The following is an 18058-nucleotide window of genomic DNA, read 5'->3' as shown; positions in this document are numbered from 1 at the left end:
CATTGCTCTCAGTGCGCGAGCCCTCCTTATGCACAGCCTTGGACAACTTCGCAGCGGTGAACTGGCCGGTATTACTCGGCTAGACCTTTGCTGCGACCTGACTGACTTCCCAGAAGAGATTTTCTCGCTGGCCGACAGCCTCGAAGTGCTCAACCTCTCGGGCAACCGCCTCAGCGCACTCCCTGCTGACTTAGCGCGCCTGCACAAGCTGCGCATTGTGTTTTGCTCAGACAACCTGTTCACCTCAGTCCCTGAGGTGTTGGGTAACTGCACGCAGCTGGAAATGATCGGTTTTAAAAGCAATCGCATTCAGTACCTGCCTGCTGCGGCACTGCCGCCCAAGCTGCGCTGGCTGATCCTGACCGACAATCAACTGCAGCAGCTACCGGCTGAGTTAGGTGACTGTGCCCACTTACAAAAGCTAATGCTGGCGGGCAACCAGCTGCGCGCACTGCCCGAAAGCCTGGCCAAGCTGCAGCGCTTGCAGCTGCTGCGCATTGCGGCTAACCAGCTAGAGCATCTGCCAGAGTGGCTCACGGAGCTACCGTCCTTGTGCTGGCTGGCCTTTGCCGGCAATCCATTCAGTGACGCCAGCGAAGCTGAAATTCTCCGGCAGCACCCACTGCCAACCGTCGCCCGCGACGCCCTTGAGCTGGGTGAAATACTCGGCCAGGGCGCCTCGGGAGTCATCCACAGTGCGACCTGGCAGCAGCCCAACCAGCCGGCGCAGGCCATGGCGGTCAAACTGTTCAAAGGTGATGTAACCAGCGACGGGCTTGCCCACAGTGAGATGGCTGCCTGTATTGCAGCCGGTGAGCACAACAACCTGATCAGCGTTGCCGGCCCACTGGAGCCACTACCGGACGCTCCGCCCGGCCTGCTATTGGCGCGTATTCAACCGAGCTTCAAAGCGCTGGCCGGCCCGCCCTCCCTCGCCAGCTGCACGCGCGACTGCTATGCCGAGCAGCGTCGTTTCAGCGTGGCAGAAGCCTTACGTATTTTGCGCGACACAGCGGCGGCCATCGTTCACCTGCATCAACGCGGCATCCTGCATGGCGATTTGTATGCCCATAACCTGCTGGTCAACCCAACCGGGCAAACGCTGCTGGGCGATTTCGGCGCAGCGTCGTTTTTTGACCCACAGAGCCACAACGGGATTGCCCTGCAACAACTTGAGGCCCGGGCCTTTGCCTGCTTGCTAGAGGAGTTGTTAGTGCGCTGCAACAAAGACAACCAACCCGCTCAGCAAACCCGCCTGTGGCACTTGCATGCGCGCTGCAGCCACACGCAACCTGCCGAGCGTCCGTTGTTTGCCGAGATTCAGGCGTGCCTGCAAGATTGCGCTGGTTTGTAATTGAGGCTTTGACATACCGGTGGACAAGCTTCGCGTTGTCCACCCTACGGATGCCGCGCGTAGGGTGGATGACGCTTTATCCATCCACCATTGCGATGGTTGTCCGGGCTACTTGCTACAGGGGGAAGTGAATTATCTTTAATTGCTGGTCGCGCTGGAGTTCAAGTACCAGCTTGGCTCATCAAAAGTTGTTCACTCCGTCCCCCTTTGATTTTTCGGTGCTATGCCGTCACTAGCGCTTACAACCCATACTTCAGTAACAACCCCCGGTAAGCCGACCCTGACTTGACCTTTTCTAGCGCACGCGTGAATTGACTCACCAGTGCTTCCTCAGTCCCCAGAGTAAAGGCCAGATAGCCTTCGCCAGCCAACTCGGGGAGCTCAAAAAGCCTCTCAACTTGACCGAAATCCAAGCCGAGACGCTGGGTCGAGTAGAACAGCATGTTGGGATCTTCGGGCAGAAGGTCAAAGCGGCCGTGGAAAAATTTGCGAATATTGGATTCATCATTGTTGGCAATATCCAGATTGGCGGCCAACCCCTGTTTATTCAGATAACGAAACCGGCTGCCTTGCGCAGCAACGCCGATTCGATAATGGCCCAGCTCGCTGACACTGCTCGCCTGCACATCCTGGCGCGACTTGAGTCGATAGATGACTATCTTAAAGGGCACCAAAGACCCGACCCAACGGTAGTCCAGTTCACTTTTTTGATTGCGGTAGACGGTAAAGATCAGGTTATTGGGCTGCTCCAGCACACAGCATTCAATTCTTGGCCAGGGTCGTAGCTTGATCGGTGCCTTGCTGCCCGCCTCTTTGAGCACCAGCTGTACGACCTCGACAGCAAAGCCAGCAGCCTGCCCCGAGCTGCTATCAAGGTACTGGTAAGGTGCTTCCTCCGGAGCGTAGACCCCAATCTCCATTGCCCATACCCTGACACTGAGCAATGCCAGTCCAAAGCAAATCAGAACCCTAATAGCCATTTAGATCAACCTGCTTCCATTCCGCTTAAGCTGCCACCGCAGCGTCTGCTTGGTCCGACGCAAAAGGATGAAAACGCACATTAATTGCGCTCCTCCCCACTGCTTCCAGGCTCATACCCTTGTCCTTGCCACTAACCTGCAGTTCTACTCCAGAGCTAATGGCCGGTGCACCGACCCGCAGGAAAGCTTCTGCAGCCGTTTCAACGCCTGAATCCAACATATAAGTGCAACGCTGCCCCTGAATATACTGAATCGCCCCTAGTTTCATAGTCATATCTGAGAGTCCGCTTTGGGTCCAGAGTGTGTAAAAACGTCCCGGTAAACCCTTGCTATGATTTCCGAGAATCTCATCGCAAGGGAAACCCATGAAACGGTTTATCCAGGGTGAACACCGAGGTCAAAGCACCTTGCTTCCCGAAAGCCTCGACGACTATGTCAGCGATACCAATCCGGTACGTGTGGTCGACGTTTTCGTCGACGAACTCGACCTAGCCAAGCTGGATTTTGATGGCGTCATTCCAGCCGAAACAGGCAGACCTGCCTACCACCCTGAGATCCTGCTGAAGATCTATATCTACGGCTACCTAAACCGCATCCAATCGAGCCGACGTCTTGAGCGAGAAGCCCAGCGCAACGTCGAACTCATGTGGCTAACCGGGCGTTTGATGCCCGATTTCAAGACCATCGCCAACTTCCGAAAAGACAACAGTAAGGCCATTCGCGGCGTCTGCCGCCAGTTCGTTTTACTCTGCCAGCAGTTGGGTTTTTTTGGCGAAAACTTGGTTGCCATCGACGGCAGCAAATTCAAGGCAGTGAACAATCGTGACCGCAATTTCACCAGTGCCAAACTGAAGCGGCGCATGGAAGAAATCGAGGCGAGCATCAGCCGTTATTTGGCTGCGCTCGATGCGGCTGATCGACAGATTCCTAGCGCCTCCGCGCCAGAGGCTGCCAACCTGGAAGATAAATCGCCAAGCTCAAAGCGCAGATGAAAGAGCTTCAGGGGATCGAAACTCAGCTCAACGACTCTCCTGACAAACAGGTTTCGCTGACCGACCCGGATGCCCGTTCGATGATGACGCGCGGCAGCGGTATCGTCGGCTACAACGTGCAGACGGCTGTCGATACGCAGCACCATTTGATAGTTGCTCATGAGGTCACCAACAGCGGTTCCGACCGTGACCAACTCAGTTCAATGGCGAAGCAGGCTCGTGAAGCTATCGGCACAGAAACGCTGTCCGTGGTGGCTGACCGAGGCTACTTCAAGGGTGAAGAAATCCTTGCCTGTCACGACGCAAACATCACGGCCTACGTGCCTAAGCCAATGACTTCAAGCGCCAAGGCTGATGGCCGATTCAACAAAGATGCCTTCGTGTATGACCCGACGAAAAACGAATACACCTGCCCAGCGGGAGAGGCACTGATCTGGCGATTCTCCAGCGTTGAGAAAGGCATGAATATGCACTGCTACTGGAGTTCGAAATGCCAGAGTTGCACGCTGAAAACCCAGTGCACGCCAAGCACAAATCGTCGAGTAAGGCGCTGGGAACATGAAGCTGTGCTGGAGGAAATGCAACGCCGGCTGAACCAAGCACCTGAGATGATGCGGGTTCGAAAGCGGACTGTTGAGCATCCCTTCGGGACGCTCAAACAATGGATGGGGGCAACGCACTTCCTCACTCGAAAACTGAACGGGGTGAGCGCAGAAATGAGCTTGAATGTGCTCGCCTACAACTTGAAGCGGGTGATGAAAATCATCGGCACCGAAGGTTTGTTGAAGGCGATGGCGGCGTAAAAGCCCGGCTTTTAATGCCCCAAGAGGTGCCAAAGCGCTTCATACGCGCTCTGAAGCGTTCCCGGCGCTGATCGTGGTAAATAATCGGGAAATCTCCACGCCCAGGAGCGATGGGCTGAAGCACGCACGATAAGAAAGTGTTTTTACACGCTCTGGGCCGGAAGTTGCCCATGGTGAGTGACCGCATTTGGCCGAGTCTGTTGAAAAAGTCGGTTTCTTAGAGAGTTGCTTTTCGGCAGCTCAAAAATCGCTCGATTTCGGCGTTGCTACGTAAAAACCAAGACAGCTCCGTCTTCTGAGTTAACCAGATTTCAACGTCGCGAACGCTCTTTCATGGGCAGAATCGTGACGGGACTTTTTCAACAGAATCGGCCGACACCCGCCTGTCGCTACCCATCATTAAATCTGCTGAACAACCATCTCCACCGTATCTAAACCAATCAATCGGCAGCGTTGGCACCTAAATCACCTAGTAACCACCCACAAAAAAACCGCCAGGATTTGGCGGTTTTTTTGAGGACGAAAACCTTTACTGCTGCAATTCCTGCTCGGTGAACATGTCAGCGAAGAGCATGCTCGACAGGTAACGCTCGCCGGAGTCCGGCAGTATCACCACGATGGTTTTGCCCTGCATCTGCGGCTCGGCGGCCACGCGCAACGCGGCGGCCATGGCGGCGCCGCAGGAAATACCGCACAGAATCCCCTCTTCACGCATCAAGCGCAGGGCCACGGCCTTGGCATCGTCGTCAGAAACCAGCTCAACCCGGTCGACCATGCTCAGGTCGAGGTTGCGCGGCACAAAGCCCGCGCCGATACCCTGAATCTTGTGCGGGCTGGGTTTGACCTCGTCACCGGCGAGGGTCTGGCTGATCACCGGCGAGCTGATTGGCTCAACCGCCACCGAGAGAATCGGCTTGCCCTGGGTCTGCTTGATATAGCGCGAAATACCGGTGATGGTGCCGCCGGTCCCAACGCCTGACACCAGCACATCAATCGTACCGTCGGTGTCATTCCAAATTTCCGGGCCGGTGGTTTTCTCGTGAATCGCCGGGTTGGCGGGGTTGTTAAATTGCTGCGGCAGGAAGTACATATTGCTGTCAGACGCCGCGATCTCCGTGGCTTTGTCGATGGCGCCTTTCATGCCCTTGGCCGGTTCGGTCAGCACCAGCTCAGCGCCCAGGGCCTTGAGCACCTTACGCCGCTCCAGGCTCATGGAGGCCGGCATGGTCAGCAGCAGTTTGTAGCCGCGCGCGGCAGCGACAAAGGCCAGGCCGATACCGGTGTTGCCGGAGGTCGGCTCAACAATCGTCATGCCGGGCTTGAGCACGCCACGCTCTTCGGCATCCCAGATCATGCTAGCGCCGATGCGGCATTTCACTGAATACGCCGGGTTACGCCCCTCGATTTTGGCCAGAATGGTCACTCCTGCCGGGCCCAGGCGATTGATTCGAACCAACGGGGTGTTACCGATAGCTTGTGCGTTGTCAGCGAAGATGCGGCTCATGACGAAGTCCTTGTTATGCAGGTTGCCGAAAGGCACCCAGACTAAAACGCTGGCTCGCACCCGTCCAGCGCAGCAACAAACGCGGCGTGACCCGCCATTCAGTGACTGAATGGCCCGTCTACGTTCACAGTCGCCAGGGCCGCGCGTTATAGTCGGCTTTTCACATACTGAACCCGCAGGCACGGCCTTGCGCGTTACCGTTCGAGGATTTACCGATGAAGTTCGAAGGCACCCAGTCTTACGTCGCCACCGACGACCTCAAGCTTGCGGTCAATGCCGCCATTACCCTGGAGCGTCCGCTGCTGGTCAAGGGTGAGCCAGGCACCGGTAAAACCATGCTGGCCGAACAACTGGCGGAGTCCTTTGGTGCACGCCTGATCACTTGGCACATCAAATCCACCACCAAAGCCCACCAGGGCCTCTACGAGTACGACGCGGTCAGCCGCCTGCGCGACTCGCAGCTGGACTCGGACAAAGTCCACGACGTGCGCAACTACATCAAGAAGGGCAAGTTGTGGGAGGCCTTCGAGGCCGAAGAGCGGGTGATTCTGCTGATCGACGAAATCGACAAGGCTGACATCGAGTTCCCCAACGACCTGCTGCAAGAACTCGACAAGATGGAGTTCTACGTTTACGAGACTGACGAGACGATCAAGGCCACCAAGCGCCCGATCATCATCATCACCTCGAACAACGAAAAAGAACTGCCGGATGCCTTCCTGCGCCGCTGCTTCTTCCACTACATCGCCTTCCCAGATCGCGCGACCCTGCAGAAAATCGTCGACGTGCACTACCCCAACATCAAGAAAGACCTGGTCGCCGAAGCGCTGGATGTGTTCTTCGACGTACGCAAGGTGCCAGGCCTGAAGAAGAAGCCCTCCACCAGCGAACTGGTCGACTGGCTCAAGCTGCTGATGGCCGACAATATCGGCGAAGCGGTACTGCGCGAGCGCGATCCAACCAAGGCCATTCCGCCCCTGGCAGGTGCGTTGGTGAAGAACGAGCAGGATGTGCAGTTGCTTGAGCGCCTGGCTTTTATGAGCCGCCGCGCTTCGCGCTAAGCGACGCTTTTGTAGGGTGGGTTAGCCAAAGGCGTAACCCACCAACCAGCCGACTGGCTGGCCATGACGGTGCCTACGGCATCGATGGTGGGTTACGCCGCTGCGCGGCTAACCCACCCTACGGTTACTCATGAGGGCGCTTATATGCTGCTCAACCTATTTAATGAAATGCGCGCCGCCAAAGTGCCGGTGTCTGTGCGCGAGCTGCTCGACCTGATCAACGCGTTGAAACACAACGTTGTGTTCGCCGATATGGACGAGTTCTACTTCCTTTCGCGCACCATTCTGGTCAAAGACGAGCGGCATTTCGATAAGTTCGACCGCGCGTTCGGGGCCTACTTCAAGGGTCTGGAAAACCTCAATCAGCACATCGAGGCATTGATCCCCGATGAGTGGCTGCGCAAGGAATTCGAGCGTTCGCTAACCGATGAAGAACGCGCCAAAATCGAATCCCTCGGCGGCCTCGACAAGCTGATCGAAGAGTTCAAGAAGCGTCTCGAAGAGCAGAAGGAACGCCACGAAGGCGGCAACAAGTGGATCGGCACTGGCGGCACTAGCCCGTTCGGCTCTGGCGGCTTCAACCCGGAAGGCATTCGCGTCGGTGACGCCGGCAAGCGCCAGGGTAAAGCGGTCAAGGTCTGGGACCAGCGTGAATACAAAAACCTCGACGATCAAGTCGAGCTGGGCACGCGCAATATCAAGGTGGCCCTGCGCCGCCTGCGCAAGTTCGCCCGCCAGGGTGCCGAAGACGAGCTTGATCTCGGCGGCACCATCGACCACACCGCGAAAGACGGCGGCCTGCTGAATATCCAGATGCGCCCGGAACGGCGCAACGCGGTAAAACTGCTGATCCTGTTCGACATCGGCGGCTCGATGGACGCCCACGTTAAGGTTTGCGAAGAGCTGTTTTCCGCCTGCAAAACCGAGTTCAAGCATATGGAGTACTTCTACTTCCATAACTGCGTGTACGAGTCGGTGTGGAAGAACAACCTGCGCCGTACCAGCGAGCGCTTTTCTACTCAGGATCTGCTGCACAAGTACGGCGCGGACTACAAAGTGGTATTCGTCGGCGATGCGGCTATGGCGCCGTACGAGATCACCCAGGCCGGCGGCAGCGTCGAACACTGGAACGAGGAGCCGGGTTACGTCTGGATCAAGCGCTTTATGGAGAAGTACAAGAAGCTTATCTGGATCAACCCCTACCCCAAGGACACTTGGGGCTACACCGCCTCGACCAATATTATGCGCGAGCTATTGGAAGAGCAGATGTACCCGCTGACCTTGAGCGGGCTGGAAGAAGGCATGAGATTCTTGTCCAAGTAACACAGCAGCTAAATAAAAAAGGCCCATATGGGCCTTTTTTACGCAGCGGGTTTAACGCCAATGCCGCTGCTGCACCTTCTGGCTGCGGCCTACGCCAAGCAGCATACCGACTAGCAGCGCCAGGCTTTCCAACAGCCAGGCCAGCAGCATGGCGCAGGCGATACCCCAGGCAATGGCTTCGGGCGCTAGCAGCACTTGGTAGCGGTAGGCACTCAGGGTTTCTTCTATTAACTCATGGTCTGCGGCTGTGGCCAGGTGCCAGACTTGAGCGTACCAAGCCCCCTGCATGGCCTTGGCTTCGCGCTCAAGAAATGCCGAGCGTTCGACCAACGTACCGAGGCTCTGCGCATCGCTGCGCATGACTGGATCAGCGCTGGCCTGGTAATGACCGACCAAAGCAACCAAATCGCCTTTAAAAAACCGCTCAGCAGTTTGCCGAAACCCCTTGAGCCCCTGCTCCGCTTCGATGTGATGAGCGTCGACGCGCTTACTGTAGTCATTGATAAAGCCAGGTACCTGGACCCCGACGAGCAACCCCAGAGCAAACAAGGCTAACCGCAGATAACTTCTGAACATTGCTCCCCTCCCCCAGTAAACCTGTCCTAAATCTGCATTTGCTCAGCCAGCCACGCCCTGCGCGACACATTCACCACCGCGCCACAAACGCCACTCGCCCGGCTGGTACAAGGTCCAGCTCTCGTTATTGGTCAAAGGCTCAGTGGCCAGTACGCTGACTACATCATTGGGCGTGGTTTCCGATTGAAAATCCACCTGCATATCAGCATCTTTCAAATGAGCCGGGCCAAACGGTGCACGCCGGGTGATATGTGCCAACTTGGTTGAACAAAAGCTGAACAGCCAATCGCCATCACTGAGCAAGCAGTTGAACACCCCCTGCTGACGATAACCGGCACAGGCCTTGACCAGAACTGGCAGCAACGCCTCTACCGCAACCGGCTCAGGAAAAGCGTGGCGCAGGCGGTTGAGCAGGTCACAGAAGGCCGCTTCGCTGTCGGTATCACCAACCGGCCGATAGATATCCAGACGCGGGGCAAAATCGGCCAATTGGCCGTTGTGCGCAAAGCACCAATTTCGGCCCCACATTTCGCGCATAAATGGATGAGTGTTGGCCAGGCAGACGCGGCCAACATTGGCCTGACGGATATGGCCGATCACCACTTCACTCTTGATCGGGTAGCGCTGCACTAACTGCGCCACCTCAGACTCGCTGCTCGCCCGCGGGTCTTGGAACAGGCGCAGGCCGCGCCCTTCATAGAAGCCGATGCCCCAGCCATCACGGTGCGGCCCGGTACGTCCGCCGCGCTGCATCAGGCCGGTAAAGCTGAAAACGATATCGGTCGGCACATTGGCACTCATGCCCAGCAATTCACACATGGTGCAATGCCTCGCGCAGTTGTTGTGCATCTAGCCGCAATCTGGCCTCCGGGCGCTTAGGCGCCAATGATAAAAAACCCATCAGAGCGCGCCACAACAAACGGCTCGCTTCATCATATCCCTTGGGGTCGGGAGCAAAGAGACAGCGCACATGACCGTTGGGCCTACTGACAGGCAAGGCCGACGGTGCCGCCTACAGACGGGGTTCTACGCGCATACGGCGGTCGCCGCGGGCATCGTAGCGGGTGTCTTCTGAGTCATCAGCATCGCGCGCCATCATCTCGCGCAGGGTCGGCTCGTCATCGGCAATCGGCGCGGGGCCTTTGCGTGCCTGCCACCAGCGTTCCACAGGCCAACGAATGGCCACAAACAGCAGGTACAGGACAAACGCGATCAAGCCGTACATGCTCAGGTCGGCCACCGCACGCCAGGCGTTGTTACCCACATCCAGCAGCAGGTCCATGGCGGTGATGGCGATCGCTGGGGCGAACTGATCTTTGCCAGGGTCAACGATGGTCGGGCTGAACAACAACACCAGAACCAGCACGCGCAGCGGCTCGCGCACGTAGCGCCACATCCAGCTGGTCAGACAAAACCACACCAACAGACAGCCGAGTGCTGCAACTAGATAGGCACCCCAGGCAAGCAGGTAGTCGTTTTCAGTCATAAAACGCAAATTCTCTGGCATTAATAGGGCTGCTGACTCGCAGATACAGAAGCACGCAGATTTCAGCAGCCGACGGGCGAAGTGGCGCTTATGATAACGGCTTTTGCCTGCTTTGAACCTGTTCAAAAGCTCGCGAGCTAGAGACATGCAAGGCAAAAACAGGCGAGGACGCGGAGTTTACAAGTTGTAAATGAGCAGTCCGAGCCTGTTTTTAACGTAGCAGGGCCGACGCGCAGCAGGTTTTGTACAGATTCTTCGGCGTCCCCGCTGTTGGCCGTCATCTAACGGAGTTACCCCATGTCACACGCCCCTATCGCCCGCGCCGATAACGCCGCCGACCCTTATCGCTGGCTGGAAAACCGCGACAGTGACGAGGTGCTCGATTATCTCAAGACTGAAAATGCCTATTTAGAGGCGCAGCTCAGCGCACAGTTACCCCTGCGTGAAGCGCTGTTTGAGGAGATCAAGGGCCGCATCCGTGAAACGGACCTAAGCCTGCCTTCGCCTTGGGGGCCTTACCTGTATTACCAGCGCACCACCGCTGGGGACGAATACCCACGGCATTATCGCTGCCGTAAACCGGCCGACGGCACACTGAACGTCGATGAACACAGTGAGCAGTTGCTGCTCGACCCCAATGCACTAGCAGATGGCGGGTTTATCTCGTTGGGGGCATTTAGCATCAGCCCAGATCATCAGCGGCTGGCCTACAGCCTGGACACCAGCGGTGAGGAAACCTACGAGCTGTTCGTCAAAGAGCTGGCCGACGACAGCGTGATCGAGCTGCCGTTCGCCGACTGCGACGGCAGTATGACCTGGGCCAATGACAACCAGACCCTGTTCTTCGGCGAGCTGGACGATACCCACCGCCCGCACAAACTCTATCGCCACACACTTGGTACTGACGCGGCCGAGCTGGTGTTCAATGAGCCAGATGGGCGTTTTTTCCTCAGTTGCTACCGCAGCAGCTCGGAACGCCAGCTGATTTTGCAGCTGGGCAGCAAAACCACCAGCGAAACCTGGGTGTTGGATGCCGCCACACCGCAAGAAAGCTTCTGCTGTGTGGCCCCGCGCGAAGACGGTCATGAATACGACATCGACCACGGCATGCTCGACGGTCAGTGGTGCTGGCTGATTCGCAGTAACCAAGATGGTATTAACTTCGCCCCGTTCAGCGCCCCCGCTACAAACCCGGCTCGCCAGCACTGGCACCTGCTGCGCGCGCATGATCCGCTGGTAATGCTCGAAGGTGTCAGCCTCAATCAGCACGCGCTGGTACTTAGCCTGCGCGAAAACGGCCTGCCGATCATCGAGGTACAACCGCAAGGGCAAACGGCCTACCGCGTGCAGTTACCCGACGCGGCCTACAGCCTGTATGTGCAGGACAGCCTGGAGTTCGACAGCACAGTAATTCGCCTGCGCTACGAAGCACTCAACCGCCCCGCGCAAGTGCGCCAGCTGGAACTGGCTAGCGGCACGCAGCAGGTGCTCAAGCAAACCCAGGTACTCGGCCCGTTTGATGCTGACAGCTATGTCAGCCAGCGCGTGTGGGCGACAGCGGCAGACGGCACTCAGGTGCCGATCAGCCTGGTGGCCAAACGCGAGGTACTGGGCAGCAGTGCGCCGCTTTACTTGTATGGCTACGGCGCTTACGGCGAAAGCCTCGACCCGTGGTTCTCCCACGCGCGCCTGTCGCTGCTCGAACGCGGCTTTGTCTTTGCCATTGCCCATGTGCGCGGTGGCGGCGAATTGGGCGAAGCCTGGTACCGCGCCGGCAAGCTGCAGCATAAGCACAACTCGTTCAGCGACTTTATTGCCTGCGCCGAACACCTGATCAACAGCGGCTACACCCAGGCCGAACAACTGGTTATCAGCGGCGGCAGCGCCGGCGGCCTGTTAATTGGTGCCGTGCTTAACCAGCGCCCGGAACTGTTTGCGGCCGCCATCGCAGAGGTGCCGTTTGTCGATGTGCTCAACACCATGCAGAACCCCGACCTTCCGCTGACCGTCACCGAATACGACGAATGGGGTGACCCGAGCGAGCCTGAAGTATTCGAGCGAATCAAACGCTACGCGCCTTACGAGAATATCCAGGCCCAGGCTTATCCGGCGATCCTCGCCGTGGCCGGCTACAACGACAGCCGCGTGCAATATTGGGAAGCCGCCAAGTGGGTGGCCAAGCTGCGGGCGCACAAGACCGACAGCCACCTGTTGCTTTTGAAGACTGATCTGGACGCCGGCCATGGCGGCATGAGTGGGCGCTATCAGGCGCTTAAGGATGTTGCCCTGGAGTACGCCTTTATTCTCAAGGTGCTCGGCTTGCACTGAGGCCGCAAAAAGTGCTCGCGCAGCGAAAGCGATCGCTCACTCGGCGGGCTTTTTCCGCGGTTGTGCATTGCGCTCGCGTTGCTCACGCAACAGCTGCTGGTCTTGATCGCGGCGGTTCTGCGAGCGCTCTTGCAAAGGTGGCTGCTTAAGCAGCGGCACGCTGTTAGCCGGCATGCTCGGCAGGTGCCGTGGCGCCGCAGGCATTCCATAAGGGTGCGGTGTGGCCGTGCCGGGCGCACCTGTCGCCGGTTCAGGAAGCGGATTCCCAATAGGTTGCTGAGCAAATAACGACGTGCTGGCCAGGGTAGTCAGGACAACGAGCAAAATGATCCGGCGCATATAGCATCTCCATGAACAGGTATTCACTTAGGCCACAGGTAAGCGCTTAAGTGCCGAACTGGCAGTTCTCACTGATCGCCGGCAAGGCTAGACTGGGCACACAGGCACAATTCACGAGACTCCCGATGAGCAGCGATAAATCACCCGCCACCGCCAAGCTTGACCGCATCCTCGCCGATGCCCAGCGCTCGCGTGAGGAAGGCTACCGCGACAAAGCGTTAAAAATGTACCCACACGTCTGCGGCCGCTGTGCACGCGAGTTCGCCGGCAAGCGCCTAAGCGAGTTGACCGTACACCACCGCGATCACAACCATGACAACAACCCGCAGGACGGTTCCAACTGGGAGCTGCTGTGCCTGTTCTGCCATGACAATGAGCATTCGCGCTACACCGACCAGCAGTACTTCAGTGAAGGCTCGCTCAGCACGCCGAAGACGGCTCAGGCCACGCACAACCCCTTTGCCGACCTAGCAGCACGGCTGAAGAGCAAAGAATAGGCCCCAGCCTACCCACCCCGTATAATCCCCGGCCTTTAATCTTGGTTGCCGTAAGGCACAGAAAAGGCCGGACACGTGGCAAACAAACGATACAGCTGCATCGGGTTGTTCAACCCAAAATCCCCAGAGAACGTCGGCTCGGTCATGCGTGCGGCAGGCTGCTATGGCGCGGCCTCAGTGTTCTACAGCGGCAAGCGCTATGCGCGGGCCCGCGACTTCGTCACCGACACCCAGCGCATCTATATGGATATTCCGCTGATCGGCGTTGAAGACCTGCAACAGATCATTCCCATCGGCTGTACGCCGGTGGCCGTGGAACTAGTCGAAGGCGCCCGGCCACTGCCGCAGTACACCCACCCCGACCGCGCCATCTACATCTTCGGCCCGAAGACGGTTCGCTGAGCAAGGAAGTCCTCGACTGGTGTGAGGACGTGATCTACATCCCCACCCAGGGCTGCATGAACCTCGCTGCGACCGTCAATGTGGTGCTCTACGACCGCATGGCCAAGGGCTTGAACACCAAATCCGGGTTGGGCCTCAAGTAGTTAGTGCAACAGCTTGCTGTCCAGCACGTCGGAGGCGCCGCCCATAACGTTTTCGCTGATTTCGATAAAGTCTTTGGTAGTGGCTTTATCCAGACGCATCAGGCCGCGGGTGACGTCATCTAACGAGCGCGGCTGGGTGCTGTCTTTGGTGGCTTGGCGGATTTCTCGATCCAGCTCCTGCAGCAACAGAACGGCGCGTGCGGTGACCGGACCGCTGGAGTTGTCGGTACGCAGGCTTTTTACCGGCTTGCTCCAGCCAATCAGCTGTTCACGAATTTTCTGATAGCGCTCCTCGCTCAGGCCGCCCGCGCGGCGCATCAGCTCGATGGCGTAGTACTCGGCGATGCCTTCGGTAATCCAGTCACTGCGATCACGGGCACGGATACGGCTGAATACATGCACAAGCTCGTGCACCAGGGAGCTGGTGCCGTTCTCGCTGACCAGCGGACGAGCGCTGTGCATGTAATAGGAGTTGGCGGCCGAAAGACCGCCACGCCACATCGGATCGCCAGCCCCGACAATCAACAGCTTGCTGGGGTCGCGCGGGAACACTTCCTGAGCTTGTGGCCACACAAAGGTCAGCAGGGTCAGCACGTCCATGCGTCGCATGCCCTCGCCCACGGGTGCAGCAATCGCCACATCGGTCTCACCCAGCTTGGCGCGGCGCGTACCCACTTTGCCGGCAACGATCCAACCCGTCGGCCGGTCGAACTTGCGCTGCGGATTATCAACCCGAAACTTGTTCTTACCGATACGTGGCCAGCCTGTTTCGACGCTTTTCCAGCCCTTGGGCAGATCGAATAGCAGGCGCGAAACCAGTTCGGTTTTGTCTTCCTGACGCAGCGTTACTGCCGGCACCAGATCGTCACCACGCAGCAAGGCCCAGTCTTTAGTCATCCGTGCATCGAAGCGGCCTGGGCTGCGTTCGTGGTTGACGCGCACGCGATAGGTTAGGGTCGATTTACCTTTGGCCGGCTGCCAGGTACCGAGTTCGGGCTTGTCTTGGGTCCACTGGCCGTCGGCCTTGAAATCGCTGTAGACGCCCTGCTGACCTAAATTGAATGCCAGGCTAAGCACCGGTGCGCCGTCGGCCAGGGTCAGGCTGACTTCGGCCTGCTCGGTCTCCGGCAGGAAGCGCACGCGATAATCCAAGTCGACTTTCTTCGCCCACAGCGGTGTGCTCAGGCTGAGTAAAACGACAGACAACAACACACGGCGAATCGACATGGCAGGCCTCCACAGGCTGTTCATTGGCGCAGATGAGTTTAGGCAGCGTGACTGACGTGCGGTTCAGCTCGAGCGGAAGATCATGTGGTCTTCCCACTCATCCTCGGCCACGCTGTTTTCGCTGAGCATGCGCCCGGCCTGGGAAATACGCTGTTTATGCACCTGTTCGGTATCACCGCAGACCAAGTGGTGCCAGAGCAACAGGTCCTTACCTTCGCTCACCAAACGATACGCGCAGGTGGGCGGCAGCCACTGAAACTGGTCAGCCTGGGCCGGTGTAAGTTGGATGCAGTCGGCGACGAACGTGCGCCGGTTGCTGTAGTCGGTGCAGCGACAGGTATCTAGGTCGAGCAGTTTGCAGGCGATGCGCGTGTAATACACGCTGCCATCGTCCTCATCCTCAAGTTTTTGCAGGCAGCACAGGCCGCAGCCATCGCACAGCGATTCCCACTCGTCCTGATTAAGTTGTTCGAGGGTTTTACGTTTCCAGAAGGGTTCGACTTTGGCGGCCATGGCGAGGGTACGTGAAGGGCGAAAAGGCCGGCAGTCTAGCCGCTTGGCCAGCAGCGGCCAAGGGCGGCATGCCGAATGGAGGGTGGGTTAATAGCCGCGGGCAAAATCCACCTGCCCGCGCAACGCGTTACCGCCCTGCCAACGCCCCAGGTTGTCGACAAACAACTGCACCAGCAGGCGCGGGTCAGTGGGTGCCGAGCTGTGCCCGGTCTGCAACAGGCGCGGCGCATCCCAGAACGGATGACCCGCGGGCAGCGGTTCCTCTCGGCAGACATCAATCACCGCACCGGCCAACTGGCCCTGGTGCAGCGCTGCGACCAGATCGACATCGACCACCGCGACGCCACGTCCGGCATTGATAAACAGCGCGCTCGGTTTGCAGCAGGCAAAGAACACCCCGTTATAGATGTCGCGGGTAGCCGGGGTGTCCGGTAGCAGATTGATCAAGTAGTCGGCCTCGCCCGCCAGGCGCGACAGCTCATCGAGCCCCGCCACCTGTCGAAACGGTGGCAGATGCCGTGGCTGGCTGGCGATGCCGAACAGCTCGATACCAAATGGCGCAAGAAACTGCGCGACGCTCAGGCCAATATCACCCGTGCCGATGATCAAGGCGCGGCGCCCATTAAGGCTGTGCGGTTGGCGATTGTCCCAACGCTGCTCGACCTGCGCCGCCAGCCGGGCTAACAGCTGGCGCTCATGGGCCAGCACGTGACAGAGCACATACTCGGCCATCACCTGACCGAAAATGCCCACGGCGCGGGTCAGCGGATAATTTGTCGGCAAGCCCCTCGCCAGCAGCGGTGTGATACCGGCCCAGGTCGATTGCAGCCACTGCGGCTGAAAACCCTGGCGCAGTAACGGTACAAGCAGGTCAGGCTGGCCCAGCCAGACTGCACCGTTGGCGGCATAGTCGGCCAACGCGCTGGGCTTATCACTGCCACGCAATTCAAGCTCAGGGGCCTGCTCGCGCAGCAGCTCGGCATAGAGCGCGTGCTCCGCTTCAGCAATCAATACACGCAGTGGGGCCTTCGCAGTCGCATGCATGCCGTTTACATCGGGTCGTTACGGCGCAGCAGTTCATCCGGCAGGTGCTCGATGTACTCGTCTTCCGGCGGTGGCATTTGCAGGTGATAGCCCTGCTCGTCGAGGTTGGCTAGCACCTTGTGGATGTCTTCGCGGGCCAGGACGCGCTCGGGTGTCAGCACCATTTCAAATGCAAGTGCCGGCGGGCCGAAGGCCAGCAGCAGGTTTTCTGGCACGCGCTTAAGACCATCGCTGCGCAGCACGTAGAGGTACATCTCGTTCTTGCGTGGGCTTTTGTAGATTGAGCAAATACGTTTCACGCGGACTCTCCGTTTGCAGCCAGGCAATCCAGCAACGCCTGGCCCATCAATTCACGCCGCCAGCCGCGCAGCGACTCCGGCAACTGGTAGGGCCCATTGGGATAGCCGGTTTTCAGCAGGGCTTCGAGGTTTTCTTGCGCAGCATCAGTTCGGGGGTGATGTTAAGGCGCTCACCTTCGCGCTGACCGATGGCCCGCAGCTTCTTCAGCAGTGACGAGACCTCCAACGGTAACGGCTCAGGTAACGCCTCAGGCCATTCTGCGGCTGGCGTGGCTGCAGCCTGCTTGATCAATTGCAGAATAAATTCACCGTCCTGGCGTACGGTCTTCGGGTGCATGTCCTCTATCCGCGCCAGGGCCACCAGGTTATCCGGCTGGGTACGGGCCAATGGCCACAGCGAATGCTCACGAAGGATGCGGTTACGCGGCTGGTTGCGCTGGCGCGCCTGGACTTCGCGCCAGGTGCACAGCGCTTTAAGCACGGCCAACTGTTGGCGTGAGAGTTTCCAGGCCAATTTGGCTTCGCGGTAAGCCAACTCGGGGTCGACCTCACGGGTGAGGTTGGCGACGAGTTCAGCGCCGTCTTCCAGTACCCAGGCATATTTCTCGGCGGACAGCTGATCCTTGAGCCGGGTATACACCTCGGCCAAATGCACCACGTCTTCGGCCGCATAGCTCACCTGGTTGGCCGATAACGGCCGCTGCAACCAGTCGGAGCGGGTCTCACCTTTGGGCAGATCAATATTCAGCACGGCCTGTACCAGGCGCGAATAGCCCATGGAGAAGCCGAGGTTGAGGTAACCGCCGCCAGTTGGGTATCGAACAAGGGCGCCGGCAGGCTGCCCGTCAGGCGCAGGAAGACTTCCAAGTCTTCACTGCAGGCGTGCAGCACCTTGACCACCGCTGGGTCTTGCAGCAAATCGGCAAAGGGGGTCCAGTCGCTGATCAGCAGTGGATCAATCAGGTAGGCCCGCTCGCCTTCGCTGACCTGCAGCAAGCCGGCAATCGGGTAAAAGGTGTCGACCCGCATAAACTCGGTATCAACCGCCACAAACGCCAGCGTACGCCAGGTTGCACAATGCTGCGCCAGGCTGGCGTCATCACCAATCCACTGAATATCAATCGCCACACGGCTCTCCATCAAGAATGCGGCGCAGTATATATCGCCACACCCCATAGCCGGGCATT

At 58.5% G+C, this 18058-nt stretch carries 16 protein-coding genes and 3 pseudogenes; 7 read left to right on the top strand and 12 right to left on the bottom strand.

The window, feature by feature from the left end; translation table 11 throughout:
• Positions 1-28 precede the first annotated feature (28 nt).
• A complete protein-coding gene (locus tag ACEPAJ_RS10710; RefSeq protein ID WP_425914813.1) occupies positions 29-1354 on the top strand; it encodes a leucine-rich repeat-containing protein kinase family protein in 1326 nt (441 codons plus the stop codon).
• Between the two features lie 239 nt (positions 1355-1593).
• Here the strand turns inward: ACEPAJ_RS10710 and ACEPAJ_RS10705 are convergent, their stop codons facing one another.
• Positions 1594-2274: a substrate-binding periplasmic protein gene (locus ACEPAJ_RS10705; protein ID WP_425914812.1), complete on the bottom strand. Its 681-nt coding sequence runs from the start codon at positions 2272-2274 to the stop codon at positions 1594-1596.
• 85 nt (positions 2275-2359) lie between these two features.
• Entirely contained in the window at positions 2360-2608 is a 249-nt protein-coding gene (locus tag ACEPAJ_RS10700; protein ID WP_425914811.1) for a hypothetical protein, read from the bottom strand.
• Positions 2609-2699: 91 nt separating this feature from the next.
• Between ACEPAJ_RS10700 and ACEPAJ_RS10695 the strand changes: the two are divergent.
• Positions 2700-4129: pseudogene (locus ACEPAJ_RS10695) on the top strand (IS1182 family transposase).
• A gap of 529 nt (positions 4130-4658) precedes the next feature.
• On the opposite strand, the gene cysK reads toward ACEPAJ_RS10695, so the two are convergent.
• Complete coding sequence (gene cysK / locus ACEPAJ_RS10690) at positions 4659-5633, bottom strand: cysteine synthase A (RefSeq protein ID WP_425914810.1); 975 nt, start codon at positions 5631-5633, stop codon at positions 4659-4661.
• Between the two features lie 215 nt (positions 5634-5848).
• On the opposite strand from cysK, the gene ACEPAJ_RS10685 reads away from it, so the two are divergent.
• Positions 5849-6694 (top strand): AAA family ATPase, encoded by an 846-nt coding sequence (locus tag ACEPAJ_RS10685; protein WP_425914809.1) that lies wholly within the window; start codon positions 5849-5851, stop codon positions 6692-6694.
• A gap of 144 nt (positions 6695-6838) precedes the next feature.
• Entirely contained in the window at positions 6839-8017 is a 1179-nt protein-coding gene (locus ACEPAJ_RS10680) for a vWA domain-containing protein (RefSeq protein WP_425914808.1), read from the top strand.
• 51 nt (positions 8018-8068) lie between these two features.
• Here ACEPAJ_RS10680 and ACEPAJ_RS10675 read toward each other — a convergent pair whose 3' ends face one another.
• From ACEPAJ_RS10675 to ACEPAJ_RS10665, 3 genes are all read right to left on the bottom strand, one after another.
• Positions 8069-8593, bottom strand: a complete 525-nt coding sequence (locus tag ACEPAJ_RS10675) for a DUF2937 family protein (RefSeq protein WP_425914807.1) — start codon at positions 8591-8593, stop codon at positions 8069-8071.
• A 42-nt stretch (positions 8594-8635) separates the two neighbouring features.
• Entirely contained in the window at positions 8636-9412 is a 777-nt protein-coding gene (locus tag ACEPAJ_RS10670) for a class II glutamine amidotransferase (protein WP_425914806.1), read from the bottom strand.
• Between the two features lie 193 nt (positions 9413-9605).
• Complete coding sequence (locus ACEPAJ_RS10665) at positions 9606-10079, bottom strand: MFS transporter (protein WP_425918005.1); 474 nt, start codon at positions 10077-10079, stop codon at positions 9606-9608.
• A gap of 297 nt (positions 10080-10376) precedes the next feature.
• Here ACEPAJ_RS10665 and ACEPAJ_RS10660 point away from each other — a divergent pair, with 297 nt between their 5' ends.
• On the top strand, positions 10377-12407 hold the full coding sequence (locus tag ACEPAJ_RS10660; protein WP_425914805.1) for a S9 family peptidase: 2031 nt from the start codon (positions 10377-10379) through the stop codon (positions 12405-12407).
• Between the two features lie 36 nt (positions 12408-12443).
• Here ACEPAJ_RS10660 and ACEPAJ_RS10655 read toward each other — a convergent pair whose 3' ends face one another.
• Positions 12444-12746, bottom strand: a complete 303-nt coding sequence (locus ACEPAJ_RS10655; protein ID WP_425914804.1) for a hypothetical protein — start codon at positions 12744-12746, stop codon at positions 12444-12446.
• A 125-nt stretch (positions 12747-12871) separates the two neighbouring features.
• Here ACEPAJ_RS10655 and ACEPAJ_RS10650 point away from each other — a divergent pair, with 125 nt between their 5' ends.
• Together ACEPAJ_RS10650 and ACEPAJ_RS10645 are read left to right on the top strand one after the other, a co-directional pair.
• A complete protein-coding gene (locus ACEPAJ_RS10650; protein WP_090241885.1) occupies positions 12872-13243 on the top strand; it encodes a YajD family HNH nuclease in 372 nt (123 codons plus the stop codon).
• A gap of 75 nt (positions 13244-13318) precedes the next feature.
• Positions 13319-13788: pseudogene (locus tag ACEPAJ_RS10645) on the top strand (RNA methyltransferase).
• Here the strand turns inward: ACEPAJ_RS10645 and ACEPAJ_RS10640 are convergent.
• The 5 genes and pseudogenes from ACEPAJ_RS10640 to rnd all read right to left on the bottom strand — a co-directional run bounded on the left by ACEPAJ_RS10640 (position 13789) and on the right by rnd (position 17999).
• A complete protein-coding gene (locus tag ACEPAJ_RS10640; RefSeq protein ID WP_425914803.1) occupies positions 13789-15015 on the bottom strand; it encodes a hypothetical protein in 1227 nt (408 codons plus the stop codon).
• A gap of 63 nt (positions 15016-15078) precedes the next feature.
• Positions 15079-15528 (bottom strand): YcgN family cysteine cluster protein, encoded by a 450-nt coding sequence (locus tag ACEPAJ_RS10635; protein WP_425914802.1) that lies wholly within the window; start codon positions 15526-15528, stop codon positions 15079-15081.
• An 87-nt stretch (positions 15529-15615) separates the two neighbouring features.
• Entirely contained in the window at positions 15616-16548 is a 933-nt protein-coding gene (locus tag ACEPAJ_RS10630) for a D-2-hydroxyacid dehydrogenase (protein WP_425918003.1), read from the bottom strand.
• A 29-nt stretch (positions 16549-16577) separates the two neighbouring features.
• Complete coding sequence (locus ACEPAJ_RS10625) at positions 16578-16871, bottom strand: YcgL domain-containing protein (protein WP_090253148.1); 294 nt, start codon at positions 16869-16871, stop codon at positions 16578-16580.
• Positions 16868-17999: pseudogene (rnd, locus tag ACEPAJ_RS10620) on the bottom strand (ribonuclease D). Before rnd ends, ACEPAJ_RS10625 begins: the two are co-directional and overlap by 4 nt.
• Positions 18000-18058 lie beyond the last annotated feature (59 nt).

Source organism: Pseudomonas sp. GWSMS-1, assembly GCF_049847425.1.
Lineage (GTDB): Bacteria > Pseudomonadota > Gammaproteobacteria > Pseudomonadales > Pseudomonadaceae > Aquipseudomonas.
This window is presented reverse-complemented; position numbering and strand designations above follow the sequence as displayed.

What these genes read in the sequence shown, in the direction of transcription:
- ACEPAJ_RS10710 (WP_425914813.1), top strand. Translation starts at nt 29, where the DNA reads ATGCACAGCCTTGGACAACTTCGCAGCGGTGAACTGGCCGGTATTACT.
- ACEPAJ_RS10705 (WP_425914812.1), bottom strand. Translation starts at nt 2,274, where the DNA reads ATGGAGATTGGGGTCTACGCTCCGGAGGAAGCACCTTACCAGTACCTT.
- ACEPAJ_RS10700 (WP_425914811.1), bottom strand. Translation starts at nt 2,608, where the DNA reads ATGACTATGAAACTAGGGGCGATTCAGTATATTCAGGGGCAGCGTTGC.
- cysK (WP_425914810.1), bottom strand. Translation starts at nt 5,633, where the DNA reads ATGAGCCGCATCTTCGCTGACAACGCACAAGCTATCGGTAACACCCCG.
- ACEPAJ_RS10685 (WP_425914809.1), top strand. Translation starts at nt 5,849, where the DNA reads ATGAAGTTCGAAGGCACCCAGTCTTACGTCGCCACCGACGACCTCAAG.
- ACEPAJ_RS10680 (WP_425914808.1), top strand. Translation starts at nt 6,839, where the DNA reads ATGCTGCTCAACCTATTTAATGAAATGCGCGCCGCCAAAGTGCCGGTG.
- ACEPAJ_RS10675 (WP_425914807.1), bottom strand. Translation starts at nt 8,593, where the DNA reads ATGTTCAGAAGTTATCTGCGGTTAGCCTTGTTTGCTCTGGGGTTGCTC.
- ACEPAJ_RS10670 (WP_425914806.1), bottom strand. Translation starts at nt 9,412, where the DNA reads ATGTGTGAATTGCTGGGCATGAGTGCCAATGTGCCGACCGATATCGTT.
- ACEPAJ_RS10665 (WP_425918005.1), bottom strand. Translation starts at nt 10,079, where the DNA reads ATGACTGAAAACGACTACCTGCTTGCCTGGGGTGCCTATCTAGTTGCA.
- ACEPAJ_RS10660 (WP_425914805.1), top strand. Translation starts at nt 10,377, where the DNA reads ATGTCACACGCCCCTATCGCCCGCGCCGATAACGCCGCCGACCCTTAT.
- ACEPAJ_RS10655 (WP_425914804.1), bottom strand. Translation starts at nt 12,746, where the DNA reads ATGCGCCGGATCATTTTGCTCGTTGTCCTGACTACCCTGGCCAGCACG.
- ACEPAJ_RS10650 (WP_090241885.1), top strand. Translation starts at nt 12,872, where the DNA reads ATGAGCAGCGATAAATCACCCGCCACCGCCAAGCTTGACCGCATCCTC.
- ACEPAJ_RS10640 (WP_425914803.1), bottom strand. Translation starts at nt 15,015, where the DNA reads ATGTCGATTCGCCGTGTGTTGTTGTCTGTCGTTTTACTCAGCCTGAGC.
- ACEPAJ_RS10635 (WP_425914802.1), bottom strand. Translation starts at nt 15,528, where the DNA reads ATGGCCGCCAAAGTCGAACCCTTCTGGAAACGTAAAACCCTCGAACAA.